We start from the raw sequence: 18,737 nt of genomic DNA on the forward strand, positions 1-18,737 counted from the left end.
ATTACACTCCCCACAAAACGAATAGGCCAACTGCAACGTAGCCAAAAGCGATGATATTTAATATGTATTGTAGTCCTGCGCGCAGACCTGTTGCTTTAACGTAGTCTGTAAGTACCTGCCATAGGCCGATACGCACGTGGATCATCACTGCTACTAGAGCTGCCAATGTGAAAACTTTCATAGCTAGGCCAGAGAACAAACCTCGCCATTCGATAAACGTAATGTTATCGGTGGTAATAAAAAACCACGCCATGAAAACCGAGTACGCGAAAATAATTGCTGCTGTTGCGCGAAGTGAAACGTAGTCTTGTACGCCGTCACGCTTAATGCTTGCTTGGTTGGTTACCATAGTGCAACTCCCAATACTACGGTCAGTACAACCCAAAGAGCGATTACTGCTTTCGCACTTGTGTTGCCCGACTCTAATTCTTCCCAGTGACCTAAATCCATAACAACATGTCTTAGGCCGCCTAGAATGTGATAAGTCAGCGCTGAAGCTGTGCCAATTGCGACAAATTTTCCAAGGAAACCGTCCATGATTGCTTGAACGTTCGCGAAACCTTCAGGTGAATGTACAGAAACTGCCCATGCCCAAATTACAAATAGTAGCGCGAAGAACATTGCAACACCGGTTACACGGTGGAGAATTGACGAAATAGCAGAGGGCGGAAATTTAATAGTATTGAGTTCTAAATTTACTGGTCTTTGCTTTTTCACAATGTATGCCTGTTTAATCCGTAGGGGATAATGAATTACTTATCTTTATTATGTCCTGAATAAGTGAATTCGCTTTTTAACCTGTTAATTGCCTCATCCATTGAGTTGTTAACAATTTGTGAATTATTCTTTAATGCCTGTAACAGAATAATTATTCCATTCCAAAAGCACCGCTGAGTATATCCAGCGTAGTATATAATTACAATTTTTTGTGCCGTAGTAAGACTTTAGTCGCTTATTGTCCTACCTTGTAATTATTTCGTGTAAAAAGAGATCAAAATTGGATGCAACGCGTTTAAACGAGTGCAACAACAGTAGTTAAAGCTTATCAGCAGCAACGGGGAATAACTACGTAAGCAACAGAGAAATTAATGACTTTTAATCTGAGTGAGTATTTATTCCACATCTAAAGGTCACTTTTTAATCTCAGTTGCTAATATTTAACGATCGGTGGTTTACCTTTCGATAAAAGCCATTGATAATTGCACGGTATCGGGCAAAGTGAAATTCCAACGCGTTAATCATTCGTTATCTGATTGCTAATTATTTTTTTAAGCAATTCGGAATATTTATTGTGCATATATGCAATTAAATTGACTTGTTAGTGCATAATAAAGTACAAATACGCCCACTTTTCCCAACGAAGCGGATATTTTCATCCGTTTTCGTCGCAAACAGAACCATTCTGAGGAGAGCATTATATGGCAGATCAGAAAGCCATTCTTAAAGCCGGCGGTAAGGAAATCGAGCTTCCTATCTTGTCTGGCACCGAAGGACAAGATGTAATCGATGTCCGTACGCTTGGCCAAAGCGGCTATTTCACGTACGACCCAGGTTTTATGGCGACAGGATCTTGCGAGTCAGCAATCACCTATATCGACGGCGCTCAAGGTGTACTCTTACACCGTGGCTTCCCTATCGAAGAACTAGCACGCGATGCTGACTATTTAGAAGTATGTCACATGCTTCTTCACGGTGATGCACCGACAAAAGAACAGTACGAGGAATTTAAAGCGACGATTACTCGTCATACTATGGTTCACGAACAAATTAACATGTTCTTCCATGGTTTCCGTAACGACGCGCACCCTATGGCAATGCTATGCGGTACAGTTGGCGCGATGTCTTCGTTCTACCACAGCGACCTAGACGTATCGAATGAAGAGCAACGTATACGTAGCGCACATCGACTAATTGCGAAGATGCCTACGCTTGTTGCAATGTGCTACAAATACAACATCGGCCAGCCGTTTGTGTATCCACGTAACGACCTAAGCTACGCTGCTAACTTCTTGAACATGATGTTCTCTGTTCCTGCAGAAGAATATCAAATCAGCCCTGCTGTTGAACGTGCGATGGACCGTATCTTTACGCTTCACGCAGACCACGAGCAGAACGCATCAACGTCTACTGTACGTCTTGCTGGTTCTTCAGGTGCTAACCCTTATGCATGTATTTCTGCGGGTGTAGCATCACTATGGGGCCCTGCTCACGGCGGTGCAAACGAAGCGTGTCTAAACATGCTTGAAGAAATCGGTACGGTTGACCGTATTCCAGAGTTCATTGCACGTGCAAAAGACAAGAGCGACCCATTTCGTCTAATGGGCTTCGGTCACCGTGTTTATAAGAACCACGACCCACGTGCTACAGTTATGCGCGAAAGCTGTCACGAAGTACTAAGCGAGCTAAATGTTAAAGATCCTCTGCTAGAAGTAGCTATGGAACTTGAAAAAATTGCATTAAGCGACCCATACTTCGCTGAGAAGAAACTATTCCCGAACGTAGACTTCTATTCAGGTATCGTACTTAAGGCAATTGGTATTCCTACCAACATGTTCACGTGTATCTTCGCACTGTCTCGTACAGTAGGCTGGATTTCACACTGGCATGAAATGATGAGCGACCCTAAGCAAAAGATTGGCCGTCCTCGTCAGCTATACACTGGTCACAGCCAGCGTAAGTACAACCCAATTAAGTAATACTGAACTTAGTTTTTACTTTAATTGTAAAAAATAGCGCCTAACGGCGCTATTTTTGTTTTATGTACACAGAAAATATTTAAAAAAGGAACGTGAATGCCCTATTCTGCATTGTTTTTAGGTATTGCTGGTTTAATTCCCTTCATAGCAATGCCGCTTGCTTATCAATTGAATCTGTTTTCTATAACGCAGAGCACCGCTTATTTTGTACAGTATTCTGCTGTATTAATGTCTTTTTTTGGCGGTATTCACTGGTGGGACTCAGTGAGCAATCAACGATATGACAAACAAATGTACATCGCCATGTTGCCCACCATTGTGGGGTGGTTGTGTTTAGTTTTTGCAAACGATGTAAAAGTACTCGGCGTTTTGTCACTAAGTTATGTTGCGTTATTAGTGTACGACAAGTTCACGCTAAGTCTGCCAAAAGACCAAGTGGTCAGCTATATCAGTATGAGAATGGGGTTAACGACCGTAGTGGTCCTTTGTCATGCATGGATGATTTACTTGCTAGCTTAGCGTGTATCAGTGCTCGTAACCCTTCACCAACGAGTTACGCGTAGCATAATTGACAACTTAATTAACCAGCCTAGAGCCCCTTAATTACTTGGCTTAAACATAAAAGGCGAGCATCAAATGCCCGCCTTTTTTTGAACGTATTAAAAACCTTCTACTCTGCACGAATCAGCGCAAGTAGCTCAGCGGTTTTTTCTTCCATTAGCGCAATGTCACCCTTGCTCTCCACGTTCAAACGAATTACCGGCTCGGTGTTCGATTTACGTAAATTAAAGCGCCATGTTCCAAACTCTAGGCCTAAGCCATCAGTGGTATCAACAACATCAGCTTCTGGTTTGTATTTATTTGTTACACGCGTTAGTGCTTCATCAGCATCTTTTAGCTTACTGTTTATTTCACCTGAAGAAGGAAACGCCTCAATGCGCTCTTTCACCATGCTGGCAAGGCTTTGCTTTTTCACACAAAGCAGTTCAGCCACGAGTAACCACGGAATCATGCCTGAATCACAGTATGCAAAATCGCGGAAATAGTGATGCGCACTCATCTCACCGCCATAAACCGCATCTTCTTTTCGCATGCGCTCTTTGATGAAAGCGTGCCCTGTTTTTGATTTGATTGGTGTACCACCCGCATTAGCTACAATATCTTCCGTATTCCAATAAACACGAGGGTCGTAAATTATCTTGCTGTCAGTATTTTTCTCAATAAACGCTGAAGCTAAGAGGCCTACAATGTAATAGCCTTCAATAAATTGTCCATCTGCGTCGAACAGGAAACAGCGATCGAAATCGCCGTCCCACGCAATACCAAAGTCGGCATTGGACTGTTTTACCGCATTTGCAGTATCGTCGCGATTCTCAGGAAGTAAAGGGTTTGGAATACCGTTAGGAAACGTACCATCCGCTTCATGGTGTACTTTTATAAACTCAATGGGCACATCTTTATCAAGCATAGCCTTTTCAATTGCATCAAGTGCCGGACCAGCGGCACCGTTACCAGCGTTAACAACAACTTTTAGCGGTGTAAAATTGTCTAAGTTAACGTAAGAAAGCATGTGTTCAACATAAGCATCCATACATGAAATAACTTCAAACTGACCGCTTTCTGCGAGCTTGTCAGCGCTCACATGAGCTTTCCCATTGAAGAATGCATCGTCGCTTATTTCACAATTATTCGTGTAAAAAGCAATACGCTCATTTATAGCTGCATCGTCAAGCTGTTCTGCCGTCGCTTTAATCGCATTTAGACCAGTATCACCGCTGATAGGCACAGACCCGGCTTTAACTAGCTTCATTCCGTTGTAGTTTATTGGGTTATGGCTTGCTGTAACCTCAATGCCCCCATCAACCTCTAGGTGTTTGGTGGCGAAATAAATTTCTTCTGTGCCCGCTGAGCCAATATCAAATACGCGTGCACCGGCGTCAACTAAACCCGCGCTTAGTGCCAGCTTCAATGGTGTTGATGTTAATCGCACATCACTACCAACGACTACCGTTTTTGCATTTAACTCTTTGGCGAAAGCAAAGCCAATGCGGTATGCCACGGTTTCAGTAAGTTGTTTGTTTAATTCACCACGTATGTCGTACGCTTTAAAGCACGTAATTTCAATCGCCATGTCTATTTTTAATCCCTAACATTGCTCTTATTTGAGTTTGGAAATCTGAATTCTTGGGCTGCACGCCACTTTTGGCGAAGTATTAAATCATTTGGAGAAGTGAATTACTAATAGAAAGGTAAAAAAACGCTTGTTCCCAAGCGTTTTCTTATGATGATAAATCTTATAACCAAATTACAAACTTCGACTTGCCAAAAAATCCTCAGAATGGTGAGTTGTTACGCTAAAGTTCCACTTTGGTAGTCATTAAAGGCTTTAATAATCTCTTGCTGTGTATTCATCACGAAAGGGCCATATTGTACAACAGGCTCATTAATAGGCTGCCCAGTAACAACAATACACTTACATTGCGAGTCTGTGCTTAAAACAATTCTATTACCGGCATTCGAAAGCACGCCTAGCTCACAGCTTTTAAGCGCTGTATTCGAACTGCTTCTACTCCCATTTGCGTCACTATTAGCAACAGTGCTGCATTGCCCTTCGTAAACATAAACAAATCCACTACTGCCCTCTTCGAGCCGAATTTCCGTCTCTCCCTGCTTTAGCGTTACGTCATAGAAAGAAGGTGATACTGCGGCTGTTTTTACTGGGCCTCTTGTTGCTTGCAGGCTCCCCGCTAACACCTTCACAGTAGCATTAGGCAAACTAACCTCGGGAACCTCATCGGGCTTTATATCTTGATAATTAGGCGAGGACATTTTCTCAGACGCGGGTAAATTTACCCATAACTGAAAACCTTGTAATAGGCCTTTTTCTTGTTCGGGCATTTCTTCATGAATAATGCCTTTTCCGGCATTCATCCACTGTATCCCGCCTGCCTCGATAACGCCTTCATTACCTACTGAATCCTTATGTCGCATTTTACCAGCAAGCATATAGGTAACCGTTTGAAAACCTCGGTGAGGGTGCGCAGGAAAACCAGCGATATACTCACCTGGGTTATCGGAGCCAAAGAAATCCAACATTAAAAATGGATCTAACCGCGGTAAATCAGGTTGACCAATAATGCGGGTTAGCGATACGCCTGCGCCATCGCTAGTTGCGACTCCGCTAACTACTTTTTCAACGCGTTTGTTTGAATCTTGGTTTGAAGCCAACATAGAAGTACTCATTTTGAATACTGCTTGTTGCGACCATGCGGTGCAAGCAAGTCTTGTGATGGACCAACTGGAATAACCTGTGTTGGGTTAATCATAGTATGACTGTAGTAATAGTGACGTTTTATATGGTCAAAGTTAACCGTTTCAGCTATCCCAGGCATTTGATACAACTCTTTCATGTAGCCATAAATATTCGGGTAATCCGCTATTTGCTTTACGTTACATTTAAAATGCCCATGATAAACGGCATCGAAGCGAATTAGCGTTGTGAACAACCGCCAATCTGCTTCTGTAATTTGGCTGCTTGAACCATCACCTACCAAATAACGTTGTTTCGCTAAACGCGCTTCTACTGTGTCTAACGCATTGAACAACGCAGCTACCGCTTCATCGTACGCTTCTTGTGTAGTGGCAAAGCCAGATTTATACACGCCATTGTTGATACCGTGATAAACCAAATCGTTTATATCGTCGATATCTTTACGAAGCGCCTCAGGGTAATAATCGTCTGTGTTTCCGGTTAACTCATTAAACGCACTATTGAATATACGAATAATTTCAGCCGACTCATTGTTTACAATGCTGTTGGTGTGAGTATCCCACAAAATGGGAACCGTAACTCGCGATGTAATATCTGGTTTTACTTTCGTGTAAAGTTCATGGGCGTAGTTTTTACCAAACAACTTGTCGCCTGTTGCCCCTGGATATTCACCAAACTCCCATCCTTTGTCCAACATCTCAGGATGCACCACAGAAACATCAATATGTTCTTCAAGCCCCTTTAGCACTCGAAAGATAAGAGTTCTGTGAGCCCATGGACACGCCAATGAAACGTAAAGATGATAGCGACCAGACTCTGCTTTGAATTTTGCGCCGGCTTCATTAGATATGGAATCACGAAATTGTGATGCCTGACGTTCAAATTTCCCACCACTCTTTTTGGTGTCATACCATTTATCTTGCCACTGTCCGTCTACTAATAGGCCCATGATTGCCTCCTGATCTGTATTGATGGATGCATTTAAACATACATAAACTGGAACGTATGTCGGTATAAAACGGATTTACTATTCGAAAAATTCACACGTTGTGTAAACAACAGTAAATTTCATATTTGCAATTTTAATGCTTTCTGCGATCATGCGCGCCAAGCGCTACAGCTAAGAACTTGCAAGGGTGTACCTGTGAGAAACAGTGCATTCGATTTGCATCGTGCTGAAGCATGAACTGTTATTAAATGAAGAAAGTGATAAAGATGTCTGACGATCAACGATTAGGTGGCATTGTGCGTTTGTACGGTGCTGAACAAACCAAAGAATTAGCTGCTAGCCACGTTGCGGTAGTTGGTATTGGCGGTGTTGGTAGTTGGACTGCCGAAGCATTTGCCCGTTCAGGCATTGGCAAAATCACGCTTATAGATTTAGATGACGTTTGTGTTACTAACACTAACAGGCAAATTCACGCACTCTCCAACACCATTGGTGAAGCGAAGGTTGACGCAATTGCTGCACGGATAGCGCTAATCAACCCCAATTGCCAAGTTGTATGCATTGAGGATTTTGTTACACCAGAAAATACCGCAACATTACTTACCAAAGAGATGGATGCAGTGGTGGATGCTACAGATAGCATTCGTGCAAAAGCCGCTATGATTGCGCACTGCAAACGCGCAAAAATACCTATTGTTACAGTGGGTGGCGCTGGAGGACAAATAGATCCAACTCAAGTTACCAAAGGCGATTTATCGAAAACAACGCAGGATCCTCTCGCGGCCAAATTACGCAGTGAGCTTCGTCGTAATTATAACTTTAGTAAAAACCCGAAAAGACGTTTTGGCATTGAGTGTATCTATTCCACAGAACAGTTGCGCTACCCACAGCCAGATGGCTCGGTCTGCCATAATAAATCGGCTATGGAAGGCGGTACGCGTCTAGATTGCGCAGGAGGGTTTGGCGCGGTAGTAACAGTAACAGCAACGTTTGGAATGTTTGCAGCAGCCAGCGTGATTAATAGATTAACTGCACAAAAATAGACTTTCGCCGATAACCTAAGCACAATAGCGGAAAACGTATTGACGAAAAATAATGAAAACTCAATACGTTGCTTGTTTAACTAATAAAGACTAATTAATGTAACAAGCACTAAAATAATGTCTGGCGTACAGGAGAACACCATGTCACCCGAAGAACTAAATACACTGATGCAAGATTGTGCAAAAGACGCAGTGGTAGCCGCACAGCAAGAATTTGATATCGTGCTTAACAACACGCCAGAAAGCGTAGCCTTGGTGGATGATATTCTTTTGAGTTTTATCGATAAATACCATGATCAGGCATTAGAAGACCAAGCCGTATTTACGATTTGTAATATCTTCGGTGCGTACGTGGGAGAAATAGTTAAAACACAACTCGATGGAGAATGGGTATATGACCAAACAAATCCTAATGCGCCTACTGTGTTTCTGAAAGTGGGTGATAACACTTACGCATTTGCCGGAATTTGTTACGAACGCTTGGTAAACGATAGCCAAATTAGCGTAAACGCTTATTACCAGCAGGCATTGTCGAACCACAAACACTAAGACTATTATTGGGCGGCAATCCCCACATGTCGCCCAACTAATAAACTTTTACTCTCACAGTTACATACTGAAAAACACCAGCAACTATAGGTTATTGGCTTGTTTTTCGTTATCTTCATGTCCAACAATCAACCAGTCTTCAATCATCCAACGCAAATGACGACTTTTCCAAAATGCGTACAATGCAAAAAGACAAAACGCCATTCTGAGCGCTACAACGAACTCGAAACCCCATTCGTGATCCATTAAGTACGTCAATTGAACTGCGAATAGTGAAAAACAGCCGAATAAAATCGTTGGCTTGATAGCGGTACACCACTTTATGTACCCTTTTTTCCATAAACGGTCCCGCTGGCTAACCAATAATAGACCCGTTAGAATTGGTAGGCTTGCAATAAGCGCAATGCCCAAGCTCGCTTTATTTGGATAGAAAAAGCTCAGCAGTTCATTGGTTTGAGCGCGAGAAGCCAAAGAAAACACGAAAGCTATCCAGTCAATACACAGCAGCATGCATAACGCATACAGCCATTTAGGCGGTAAAATACGGCCCGACTCGTCGTAAAATTGTAAGGGGAGTTTGAGCATTGTTGCACCAAGTATCACTGGATACGCCTCGTATGAGTCGTGCTGTGCCAATGACTAATATTTTCCTGATTAGCTTACTATGGGGTGCAACGCTTAAATTAAAACCCTTTAATCCTATTATGTGATGTTAACTTGCAGCTCTTCGAATAGCAGATGAGTTAGTGCTAGGCATAAACTGCGATAGCGTTTTCATCGCGCTTCCAAGTACTTTCTGACATAGAGGGTGAAGAAGACAAACGTTCAGTTATTTTAACCAAACATTAAAAACTATTAATTAAACAAGTTTGATTGGTCGATTCTGGGCAGATGGGTACTGTAAATTAAAAAACTGACCAATAAAAAGCGTGTTTGTTACTGAGTTATTTTTGCTTTTACTGTATAATCCGCGCCCATTTTAAACACAGTCATTTGTCGGGTAATTTTTAGATGACAGTAGAGACCTACAATCCAAAAAACGTGGTCAACAAAACCACAACGCTTGAAACTCCTGTTAAGGTATTAAGCGATAACAAATCCAATGCAGCCAGCAGCGGCAGCCGTATAGGGTTTGTGAGCCTCGGCTGTCCAAAAAACCTCGTTGATTCAGAACGCATACTTACACAGCTGCGCACTGAAGGTTATGACGTTGTTCCAACTTACAACGATGCCGACTTAGTTATTGTAAATACCTGTGGCTTTATTGACGCAGCGGTTGAAGAGTCGCTAGATACCATCGGCGAAGCACTAAAAGAAAACGGCAAGGTGATTGTTACTGGTTGCTTAGGTGTGAAAGAAGACGAGATACGCGAGTTACATCCAAACGTACTTGCTATTACTGGCCCTCATGCCTATGAAACAGTAGTTGAACAAGTGCATGAGCACTTGCCAAAACCTCAACACAATCCGTTTGAAGATCTTATTCCTGATCACGGTGTTAAATTAACGCCGCGTCACTACGCCTACCTTAAAATTTCTGAAGGCTGCAACCATCGTTGTACTTTCTGTATTATTCCTTCAATGCGTGGCGACTTAGTTAGCCGACCAGTGGGCAATGTGCTTGATGAAGCAAAACGCTTAAAAGAAGCGGGCGTGAAAGAGCTACTTGTTATTTCTCAAGATACCAGCGCTTACGGCGTAGACGTAAAACACCGCACCGGTTTCTGGAATGGTATGCCGGTAAAAACACACATGCAGCAATTGTGTGAAAAACTGGGTGAAATGGGAATTTGGGTTCGCCTTCATTACGTTTACCCGTACCCACACGTGAATGACCTTATTCCATTAATGAACGAAGGTAAAATACTCCCTTACCTAGATATTCCATTCCAACATGCCAACAAGCGTATTCTTAGACTCATGAAGCGCCCTGGAAGCGCTGAGCGAACCCTTGAACGTGTTAAAAAATGGCGCGAACAGTGCCCTTCTTTGGTTATTCGCTCTACGTTTATCGTTGGTTTCCCAGGCGAAACCGAAGAAGAGTTTGAAGAGCTTCTTGATTTTCTTCGCGAAGCCCAACTTGACCGCGTCGGTGCATTTGCTTACTCACCTGTTGAAGGTGCTAGAGCAAACGATCTACCAGATCCCGTTCCAGAGGATGTAAAGCAAGCGAGACTTGCACGCTTTATGGAAGTGCAAGGCGAAATCAGCGCCGCACGATTAAAAGCACGTATCGGCAATGAATATCAAGTAGTTATTGATAGTGTGGACGCTGAAGGGGCTGTAGGCCGAGCTTACGCAGACGCACCAGAAGTTGACGGTGTTGTTCACTTAAATGGTGTATACGACGTAAAACCTGGCGACCGTGTATGGGCTGAAGTTATTCACGCTAACGAACATGACGTTTGGGCGGTATTGTCAGAAGAGCAAGATGAAGAAGCAGACAGCGACAACGCGTAAGCTATTCTCTTTCTAATAAAAAAGGGCCTAAGTGTTATCTTCACCTAGGCTTTTTTTACAAGTTTATGCAGCTATGGCACTAACATTAAGTTCTATGCGTTATTTCAAAAGAGCTATTTCAAAAGAATTGCTATCAAGTAGCTATTACGGATAGGCTCTAACTCAATACGCAACCCACTGCGAACAGCATTCGTTGCAAGCCGAAGCCTACCAAGGTAGTACTTCACCATTTGAATGGATGAATCGTCCTGCATTATCGACGTTAAGTTCACTAATACGCTCTACCAGACGTGACGCACAGGTGTCGGCATCAATGTCACCAGCCCCGTTTACCATTTCGGTCTGAACAAAGCCTGGGTGAAAAATACCTACCGCAATGCCTTTCGGTTTTAAGTCATTAGCCATAGAAACGCCTGCGGCATTTAAGGCTGCCTTCGACATTCTATAGCCGTAATACCCGCCAGAACCATTGTCGGCCATTGAGCCCATGCGGCTTGTAATTAACGCAACTTTACTATTTTGTGCCATGGCGGGTAACAGGGTTTGCGTTACCAATAGTGGCCCCAACGCGTTTACTCGAAATTGATAGTCTATAGTGTTTGGATCCCAATCTTCGATACTTTCACGCCCCAACACACCCGCATTATTTATCAATAGATCGATGCTAGTTTCACGCAGCGGCGCTAATTTTTCGACCAGAGAGTTGGCGTCAGATACATCAACACCACTTACTACATTTACTCCAGAGCTATTTAGCTCATCACAACTATTACGGCATGTAGCATAGACTTTTGCGCCCTGCGCTTTATATTGTTTTGCGAGGGCCAAACCAATACCGCGATTACCACCTGTTATAACAACGTTCATAGTCCGTTCCTTGTTTATGCGTAATTATTGAAAGTAAGCTTTGCCTTGCCTAAAAGGCAATGGGCTATGCTTTTATAGTCGCCGTAAGACGTTCAAGATCTTCTGGTGTATCAATGCCTATTGGCGGTGGTGCCACAGCCACGTCACAATGAATTTTATCGCCATACCAAATAGCGCGAAGCTGTTCCAGCGACTCTATTTGTTCTAGTGCAGATGCTTCGTATGATACATAGCGCGATACGTAAGCCGCGCGATAGGCATAAATACCGATATGTCGCTTGTAAAGAGCTGTATCAGCAGATGACGCATCGACCATCATGCGATCACGTTCAAATGGAATAGGCGAACGAGAAAAATAAATTGATTCGCCGTGTGTATTCACCAACACCTTTACCACATTGGGATTAAAGACATCATCTACATCGTTTATTGGCGTAGAAAGCGTGGCCATTTGACATTGCGGTGCAGCAGCAAGATTTTCGGCCACCTGCATTATATTCGCAGCGGGAATAAAAGGTTCATCCCCCTGCACGTTTACCACAATGGTATCGGCAGCAATTTTCTCTGTTTGTATTACTTCAGCAATGCGTTCCGTACCAGACTGATGCTGTGGTGACGTCATGCATACTTTGGCAAAACCTTCTACAACGTTTTTTATCCTATCGTCATCGGTAGCAACAATAATCGTGTCAGCGCCAGCTTCTTTAGCGCGCTCAACGACATGTTGAATCATTGGCTTTCCATCAATTAACGCTAATGGCTTACCTGGAAAACGACTGGAGCCATAGCGCGCTGGAATAACAACAGTAAATGACATAATAATTCCTAACGTGTAGCGTCTACTTCTTCAACAGACAAAGCGGTAGCCTTACTTTCGATTAATACCGGAATACCGTCTTTAATGTCGTAAGCAAGGCGATCGAATCGGCAGATCAGTTGAGACTTGTCTTCACTTAACACTAATTTGCCTTTACACACTGGGCACGCTAAAACATCTAATAGTTTTTTATCAAAAGCCATTTATTTTACTTCCTATCTATTTTTCACTTGTGCAAGCCCAGCCTGTGCAAGCTTTGTATTTATTAAGGTATAAAAATCCGCCGCCAAATGCGCATCTACCGGCAAGTACCAACAGTCTTCATGGGCAAAGCCTTTCACTTTAACCGCGTCTTTCTCAGTCATTAACACCGTTCCGCGTGGTATGTCAGAAGCATCATAAGCATGATGGTCTGGCATTGGGAAAGTATTAGTAAAGTTCAAACCCATGAGCTTTAGTTGCTGGAAAAAACGTGCTGGAGAGCCTATTCCTGCGATAGCGCTACAAGAACTAAAAGCAAACTCGCTGGCGTCACGAGTAATTGTTGGGTCCACCACATTTACAAACTTATTAGCAACCAGTGTCATTAAAAATTGCGGTGCCACCGCATTGTCGAAGGTAGGCATACTGCGTGCGTTATGAATAAGCGCATCAACAAGACCAAGACGCCACTGCCCTTCTCTTAGCGGCCCCATTGGAAGCAAATAGCCGCTTCCCACTTTCCTGTCATCCATAACGACTAATTCAACGTCTCTGTGTAGGGCGTAGTGCTGAAGCCCATCGTCGCAAATAATAACATCGCAATGCAATTCATCAGCTAAGTACTTAGCACCACGAGCACGCTTTGGGTCTATCACTACATTACAACCGCTTCGCCCCGCCAAAAGTCGAGGCTCGTCACCTACTTCACAGGCCTTGTCGGTGTGTGAAACCAACCTTGGATAAAAATCTGACTTGCCGCCATAACCTCGGCTTAAAATGCCAACTTTTAGACCGATGCCAGAATAGTATTCAGCTAACGCGAGCACCACCGGCGTTTTTCCATTACCGCCTACGCTAATATTACCTACAACGATAACCGGAGCATTGGGTTTGTAAGCGCGCTTAATACCAGTTTTGTAAAACACACGTCGTAGCGCTGTAATAAAGAAAAAAAGCAATGCAAACGGCGCTAGAACCCACACGGCAGGATGGCCGAAATACCATTTATCATGATTCGATGTTGGCCCAGTAGCTGGTTTTAAGGAATTGCTCACTTAGCCTCACCAAATTGCAAAGCATGAAGTTGGGCATAGTGACCGCCTTTCTCTAGTAACTCATTGTGCTTACCCTGCTCTATAATACGGCCCTGCTCTACCACCATTATGCAGTCTGCGTTTTCAATAGTAGACAACCTGTGCGCAACCACAATACTCGTGCAACGTTTCTGCAATGTCTCAAGCGCGTCTTGAATAAGCTTTTCCGACTCTGTATCAAGCGCAGAAGTTGCTTCATCTAAAATAAGTACGGGCGCTTGCGCTAATATCGCGCGTGCTATTGCTATACGCTGCCTTTGACCACCTGAAAGCATAAGACCATTTTCGCCTATTACGGTGTCTAAACCTTGTGGAAGATTTGATAAAAACTCTTCGACGTGTGCCATCTTCGCTGCGTTCTCTATCTCTTTACGCGACACATTTTGCTTAGCGCCGTAAGCGATGTTATTTGCAATACTGTCATTAAACAGGGTGACATTCTGCGAAACCACGGCAAACTGAGCACGCAAAGACTTTAAATCAATACTGTTAAGTGGTGAATCATCGAGGCGAATTTCACCTTGTTGCGGCATGTAGAAGCGCGTGAGTAACGATGAGATTGTTGATTTACCGCTTCCAGAGCGGCCAACAAGGGCAATAGACTGGCCGGGCTTGGCTACAAAACTGACATTGGTAAGCGCAGGAGTATTTTTACCGGGATAAGTAAATGTAACATCATCGAACTCAATTTTACCTTGCACACGGCCAAGCTGTTTGCCACCCGTATCTTCTTCATCCTGTTCGTCTAGGATTTCAAAAATACTGGCACACGCTGCCATACCTTTTTGAAACTGATTGTTAATAGTAGTCAGCTGTTTTAGTGGCTTCAGTAACATCACCATACAAAAAACCACGTTAATGAACACACCCGCGGTAAGCTGCTCTAACATGCCTGGCGTACTTGCAATAAACAACACTACCGCCAGCGCAATCGACGCAATAACCTGAATAGATGAAACGCTAAGAATTTGGGTAACCGACAGTTTCATGGTTTGCTGGCGGTTGTGATTGTTTTTGTCTTTAAAACGCGACTGCTCAATTTCTTGACCGCCAAACATAATGACCACTTTGTGGCCCTTCACAGCCTGTTCGACCGACGATGTTAAGTTACCCATCGATTGCTGAATGTTCTTACTTACCACTCTAAATCGCTTGCTAACAAACGACACAATCACAGCAACAAGAGGGCCGATCAGTAAGAATATGAGTGAAAGCTGCCACGAGTAATAAAACATTACACACAACAAACCGATTACCAGCGCCCCTTCTCTTACCAAGGTCAACAGCGCTTTACCAGAGGCATTGGCAACTTGTTCAGTGTCGTAAGTCACTTTACTAATTAGCCCGCCTACGGAGTGGTTATCGTGAAATGAAACGGGTAAGTGAATGTACTTATCGAAGAGCTGCTGACGCATACGCATTACAACCTGTGCGCCAATCCAACTTAACGTGTAGCTGCCTAAAAAGTTGAAAATACCACGTAACAAAAAGAGTGGAACAATGGCATATGCCGCTAAGCGTAAATAATCGTGATCATTTTTACCCAAAGACTCATCTATCATGGGCTGCAACTGTGCAAATACAAAAGTATCTACCGCTGAATAACCAATCATGCCAATAACAGCGAAAACAAATGGCATCTTGTACGCTTTCAAATAAGCTAAAAAGCGTTTTAATTGAATATCCGAGTTGTCGGCTTGCTGCATGGATTTTATAAACCTTTGTATTTATTTTTCGCTGTCTTGCTGCACAGCGAACGTATGAAACTTGTAAATGAACTGCGTTTAACCACGTATTCAGCGCGAAGCGTTCTGTGATACAACGACTTTGCGACACTTTCTTTACGAAAGCTAAGATACTACGCAATTGCTTTATTGTACTCGTTCTTGTGACATATCACTAATATACCCATAAAACTGGTCAATCTATCAACGTCTTATACAAGCAAATACAAAAAGCATTTCTAGCTAAGTAAGGGCTAATGCTTATTTATAAAGACCTTTTTATTAACGCGCAGGAATAAACCAGCGTTTGTGCAAATCTTTTCGATAACTTTCAAGCCTAAATGAGTCTTGTTCTGCATTAGTAACGTCGGAGTGATTATTAAAAAGAAACGTGGCTTTTACATAGCCGTGGTAACTGGTTTTTAGCTGCAAAACACGTTTATTACGGTACCGCTCTTGCACCTCTTTTGCTGGAAATTCCCAGCGGTTTAAATAGCCTTGTGTAAACACTACTGCCTTTGGTTTGACTGCGCGAATAAAAGCATTAGTTGATGAGGTTTTGCTTCCGTGATGGGGCGCAATAAGAAGGTCTGCTTCTAAATCGTGTTTGTATGAATTATGTTTGTTGGTTTGTTTTAGCAGTGTAAGTAATGCATATTCACTAGAGCGCTCAATATCTCCAGGAATAAGAACACTTTGCTCTCCGTCAGTTATTTTCACAACACACGATTGGGCATTAGAGTCTTCTTGGTTTCCCGTTTTAGGCCATAAAAAGAGAATACGTAATTGTTCCCATTCTACGGTTTTACCATGCTCACAACCATTTAGCGGCGTGTAGTTAATGCTCCCGCTTGCCAAAGGTGAATTAATTATTGTTGAAGCGCCACCGGCATGATCGTTGTCGCCGTGAGTGTGAATAACGTGGGCAATGCGTTCTATGTGTAGGCTGCGTAAAAACGGAATCATCACCCGCTTCGCCGTTGTCGCATGCCCATTTATACGTAAACCTGAGTCAATGATAATAGCGGACGTACCTTGAGTGACAGCGATAGCACTGGCTTGACCCGAATCAAACACGTGAACTTGCCATACGTTTTTGCTATTTGGCAAAAAGGCCAAAATAAAGGGCGCAATCAAAACAGCACTAAAAAAATATTTACCACGAAAATAAGGGAAAAATAATAAACACAACGCCGCTAAGCTACTTATGGCTGCCGGGGCCGACAGCGGCATGTCTATTAAGTTGTGCACTGAACTGCTAGTAGCATCTGAAAGTCCATAAAAATCAAAGGTCGCTAAACCATGAAGAAACTCAAAGAACCAAGTAAGTACTGTGTCAACCTGTTCGAAAGCTTCCTTCAACAAACCAACAAACCCATTTAGTTCGTTATTCGGTGCAACTTGATGTAACACTTGCTGTGTCGAATGCGGTTGTGACCAATATAATTGAGAAAAATGCAGTGAAAATAACAGCAGCAGTGAAACAGGTAGTAGAACGGTGATAAGCGGCAGTGCCAGAAGGTTAGCCACTAACCCAAGCATACTAGCGCTTCCAAACCACACTAGCGTAAGAGGAATAATGGCTACACTGATACAAACCTGAAGTTGAAACAACGCAACGTACCACGGCTTTTGATGTAGCTTAAAACGCAGTGAAATAAGCGTGATTACAACAACAGCCCCTACACTTAAATAAAAGCTAGCCGTCAAATGTGACAATGGAAAAACCAATAAACACCCCGCGCACATTAGCGCAATTATATGTAATGGTCTCATCACAAAATGCATACAAACAATAAAGCACGCAATAACTAACAATATATATGCACGAACAACAGGCAATGCTAACCCGCTGAGTGAGGCATAAAACCAACACAACAACAGTACAAATACAAACACGCATACACGCAGTGGTGTTAAATGTATCGACCAAGTTAGTGTTGCTTTGCTGTGTATGCCTAAAACAAAGTGGCTGAACTTGTTTAAAAATGCTAGTAGGACGACTAACCCACTAGATGCAATAAGTACCGTACTTGCCACAATTGAAAGGTGCATGCCCGAAATGCTAAACAAATGACCTGTACCGGTTATTTGAAGTAACTGCCAATCTTGCTCACTTAGCGCGCTTCTATCCCCAAAAAGTAAGGCCTGCCACCATTTTTGATTTTGAAGTTGTAAGCTGGCCAACGTTTGTTTGTAAGCTGATCTTTGCTTGTGTTGATGCAGAGTTTTAGTGAGGTAAATGTGTTTTATGTACCCCGTAGCGACCACGCCCTGGCTTACTAGATGCTGCTGTTTGTTAAACCCTATAGGGTTAGCTGTGCCATATGCGGGTTTTAACTTTACCGTTGCGTGAAAAGTATCACCGTTGTGCAGGCATTCGTCGGCATCGGGTACGCTCATGTTTTCATTCAAATTGGACGGCTTACGCCATGAGCTTTTATAGCTCAACGTCAGTTTAGGAGGATTGATTGAATACCATAGTGAAAAGAGAGAAGGCATTGGTGTGTAGTATGCAGCAGATATATTGTCTAGCGTTGCAAGCTCAACAGTATAACGCTGTGTTTCTTGAACTCTGTGCTTACCTTGATAACTATTAGCATTATTCAGCAAGTTTGACGAAACAGCGCACCCGCCATTTAATACCTTACCTACAATCATGACATCTTGTTGAATTTTATCCCCAGGCAGTTGCCAAGCGTAGTGTAAATGCCCTACACTCGCGGCCCAGATTACGCCGAACATTATACCGAACGTTATGCCGGATATTGCACCATAAAAAGCAGTGCTGTTACCAAATAAAGCGCCTAACTTTGTATGACATAATACTAATGCGTTTACAGTTACCAACAACACCAGGCAACACCCAAGCGTTTCTATTGGTGGTAGCGACGGCCAAAAAGCACTGCTTAACGTAGCTAGACAAAAGCAGTAAAGCCAAATTGTGGTATCATTAAATTTCGCAGTTCGGCTTTGACGATAGAATTCATTGCTGTTCATGTTAATTGTGTATGAAAGGCAACTGGCCTAGTTCGTTTATAGTTAACATCAAGCGGTCATGTGAAC

The 18,737-nt window shown here is 43.0% G+C and carries 17 protein-coding genes; 5 read left to right on the top strand and 12 right to left on the bottom strand.

Features of this window, described 5'->3' with window-relative positions; genetic code table 11:
- Position 1: 1 nt before the first annotated feature.
- Complete coding sequence (gene sdhD / locus V7R35_RS08260) at positions 2-349, bottom strand: succinate dehydrogenase, hydrophobic membrane anchor protein (RefSeq protein ID WP_071814725.1); 348 nt, start codon at positions 347-349, stop codon at positions 2-4.
- Positions 343-717, bottom strand: a complete 375-nt coding sequence (gene sdhC, locus V7R35_RS08265) for a succinate dehydrogenase, cytochrome b556 subunit (protein ID WP_071814724.1) — start codon at positions 715-717, stop codon at positions 343-345. The genes sdhD and sdhC overlap by 7 nt, the downstream gene beginning before the upstream one ends.
- Positions 718-1,418: 701 nt before the next feature.
- On the opposite strand from sdhC, the gene V7R35_RS08270 reads away from it, so the two are divergent.
- On the top strand, positions 1,419-2,696 hold the full coding sequence (locus V7R35_RS08270; protein WP_334014264.1) for a citrate synthase: 1,278 nt from the start codon (positions 1,419-1,421) through the stop codon (positions 2,694-2,696).
- A 96-nt stretch (positions 2,697-2,792) separates the two neighbouring features.
- Positions 2,793-3,215, top strand: coding sequence for a DUF3429 domain-containing protein (locus V7R35_RS08275; RefSeq protein ID WP_334014265.1), 423 nt, complete (start codon positions 2,793-2,795; stop codon positions 3,213-3,215).
- Positions 3,216-3,366: 151 nt separating this feature from the next.
- On the opposite strand, the gene V7R35_RS08280 is transcribed toward V7R35_RS08275, so the two are convergent.
- The 3 genes from V7R35_RS08280 to V7R35_RS08290 form a co-directional block, all read right to left on the bottom strand.
- Positions 3,367-4,827: a phosphomannomutase CpsG gene (locus V7R35_RS08280; protein ID WP_334014267.1), complete on the bottom strand. Its 1,461-nt coding sequence runs from the start codon at positions 4,825-4,827 to the stop codon at positions 3,367-3,369.
- Between the two features lie 218 nt (positions 4,828-5,045).
- Positions 5,046-5,924: a pirin family protein gene (locus V7R35_RS08285; protein ID WP_438823456.1), complete on the bottom strand. Its 879-nt coding sequence runs from the start codon at positions 5,922-5,924 to the stop codon at positions 5,046-5,048.
- Positions 5,925-5,935: 11 nt separating this feature from the next.
- Positions 5,936-6,916: a glutathione S-transferase family protein gene (locus V7R35_RS08290; RefSeq protein WP_334014269.1), complete on the bottom strand. Its 981-nt coding sequence runs from the start codon at positions 6,914-6,916 to the stop codon at positions 5,936-5,938.
- Positions 6,917-7,164: 248 nt separating this feature from the next.
- Here V7R35_RS08290 and tcdA point away from each other — a divergent pair, with 248 nt between their 5' ends.
- Complete coding sequence (gene tcdA / locus V7R35_RS08295; protein ID WP_334014271.1) at positions 7,165-7,959, top strand: tRNA cyclic N6-threonylcarbamoyladenosine(37) synthase TcdA; 795 nt, start codon at positions 7,165-7,167, stop codon at positions 7,957-7,959.
- Positions 7,960-8,100: 141 nt separating this feature from the next.
- On the top strand, positions 8,101-8,508 hold the full coding sequence (locus V7R35_RS08300) for a hypothetical protein (RefSeq protein ID WP_334014272.1): 408 nt from the start codon (positions 8,101-8,103) through the stop codon (positions 8,506-8,508).
- Positions 8,509-8,592: 84 nt separating this feature from the next.
- Here the strand turns inward: V7R35_RS08300 and V7R35_RS08305 are convergent, their stop codons facing one another.
- A complete protein-coding gene (locus tag V7R35_RS08305) occupies positions 8,593-9,144 on the bottom strand; it encodes a DUF2919 family protein (RefSeq protein ID WP_334014274.1) in 552 nt (183 codons plus the stop codon).
- 375 nt (positions 9,145-9,519) lie between these two features.
- Between V7R35_RS08305 and rimO the strand changes: the two genes are divergently transcribed.
- The gene (gene rimO, locus V7R35_RS08310; RefSeq protein ID WP_334014275.1) at positions 9,520-10,968 is read left to right on the top strand and encodes a 30S ribosomal protein S12 methylthiotransferase RimO; all 1,449 of its coding nucleotides are present in this window, start codon (positions 9,520-9,522) and stop codon (positions 10,966-10,968) included.
- Positions 10,969-11,175: 207 nt separating this feature from the next.
- Here rimO and V7R35_RS08315 read toward each other — a convergent pair whose 3' ends face one another.
- The 6 genes from V7R35_RS08315 to V7R35_RS08340 all read right to left on the bottom strand — a co-directional run bounded on the left by V7R35_RS08315 (position 11,176) and on the right by V7R35_RS08340 (position 18,671).
- On the bottom strand, positions 11,176-11,835 hold the full coding sequence (locus tag V7R35_RS08315; protein ID WP_334014276.1) for an SDR family oxidoreductase: 660 nt from the start codon (positions 11,833-11,835) through the stop codon (positions 11,176-11,178).
- A 64-nt stretch (positions 11,836-11,899) separates the two neighbouring features.
- Positions 11,900-12,652 (bottom strand): 3-deoxy-manno-octulosonate cytidylyltransferase, encoded by a 753-nt coding sequence (gene kdsB / locus V7R35_RS08320; protein ID WP_334014278.1) that lies wholly within the window; start codon positions 12,650-12,652, stop codon positions 11,900-11,902.
- Positions 12,653-12,660: 8 nt separating this feature from the next.
- Entirely contained in the window at positions 12,661-12,855 is a 195-nt protein-coding gene (locus tag V7R35_RS08325; RefSeq protein ID WP_334014280.1) for a Trm112 family protein, read from the bottom strand.
- 12 nt (positions 12,856-12,867) lie between these two features.
- Positions 12,868-13,908 carry a tetraacyldisaccharide 4'-kinase gene (gene lpxK / locus V7R35_RS08330; RefSeq protein ID WP_334014281.1) on the bottom strand — a complete coding sequence of 347 codons (1,041 nt, stop codon included), beginning with the start codon at positions 13,906-13,908 and terminating at the stop codon, positions 12,868-12,870.
- Positions 13,905-15,653, bottom strand: a complete 1,749-nt coding sequence (gene msbA / locus V7R35_RS08335; RefSeq protein ID WP_334014282.1) for a lipid A export permease/ATP-binding protein MsbA — start codon at positions 15,651-15,653, stop codon at positions 13,905-13,907. The genes lpxK and msbA overlap by 4 nt, the downstream gene beginning before the upstream one ends.
- A 300-nt stretch (positions 15,654-15,953) precedes the next feature.
- Positions 15,954-18,671 carry a DNA internalization-related competence protein ComEC/Rec2 gene (locus tag V7R35_RS08340; protein ID WP_334014283.1) on the bottom strand — a complete coding sequence of 906 codons (2,718 nt, stop codon included), beginning with the start codon at positions 18,669-18,671 and terminating at the stop codon, positions 15,954-15,956.
- Positions 18,672-18,737 lie beyond the last annotated feature (66 nt).

It is taken from the genome of Alteromonas sp. S167 (assembly GCF_036864375.1).
Classification (GTDB): Bacteria; Pseudomonadota; Gammaproteobacteria; order Enterobacterales; family Alteromonadaceae; genus Alteromonas.

Bases quoted from the DNA above. Each gene is read 5' to 3' on its own strand.
- sdhD (WP_071814725.1), bottom strand. From the start codon at position 349: ATGGTAACCAACCAAGCAAGCATTAAGCGTGACGGCGTACAAGACTAC.
- V7R35_RS08275 (WP_334014265.1), top strand. From the start codon at position 2,793: ATGCCCTATTCTGCATTGTTTTTAGGTATTGCTGGTTTAATTCCCTTC.
- V7R35_RS08340 (WP_334014283.1), bottom strand. From the start codon at position 18,671: ATGAACAGCAATGAATTCTATCGTCAAAGCCGAACTGCGAAATTTAAT.
- msbA (WP_334014282.1), bottom strand. From the start codon at position 15,653: ATGCAGCAAGCCGACAACTCGGATATTCAATTAAAACGCTTTTTAGCT.
- tcdA (WP_334014271.1), top strand. From the start codon at position 7,165: ATGAAGAAAGTGATAAAGATGTCTGACGATCAACGATTAGGTGGCATT.
- V7R35_RS08325 (WP_334014280.1), bottom strand. From the start codon at position 12,855: ATGGCTTTTGATAAAAAACTATTAGATGTTTTAGCGTGCCCAGTGTGT.
- kdsB (WP_334014278.1), bottom strand. From the start codon at position 12,652: ATGTCATTTACTGTTGTTATTCCAGCGCGCTATGGCTCCAGTCGTTTT.
- rimO (WP_334014275.1), top strand. From the start codon at position 9,520: ATGACAGTAGAGACCTACAATCCAAAAAACGTGGTCAACAAAACCACA.
- V7R35_RS08270 (WP_334014264.1), top strand. From the start codon at position 1,419: ATGGCAGATCAGAAAGCCATTCTTAAAGCCGGCGGTAAGGAAATCGAG.
- V7R35_RS08280 (WP_334014267.1), bottom strand. From the start codon at position 4,827: ATGGCGATTGAAATTACGTGCTTTAAAGCGTACGACATACGTGGTGAA.
- V7R35_RS08315 (WP_334014276.1), bottom strand. From the start codon at position 11,835: ATGAACGTTGTTATAACAGGTGGTAATCGCGGTATTGGTTTGGCCCTC.
- V7R35_RS08300 (WP_334014272.1), top strand. From the start codon at position 8,101: ATGTCACCCGAAGAACTAAATACACTGATGCAAGATTGTGCAAAAGAC.
- V7R35_RS08290 (WP_334014269.1), bottom strand. From the start codon at position 6,916: ATGGGCCTATTAGTAGACGGACAGTGGCAAGATAAATGGTATGACACC.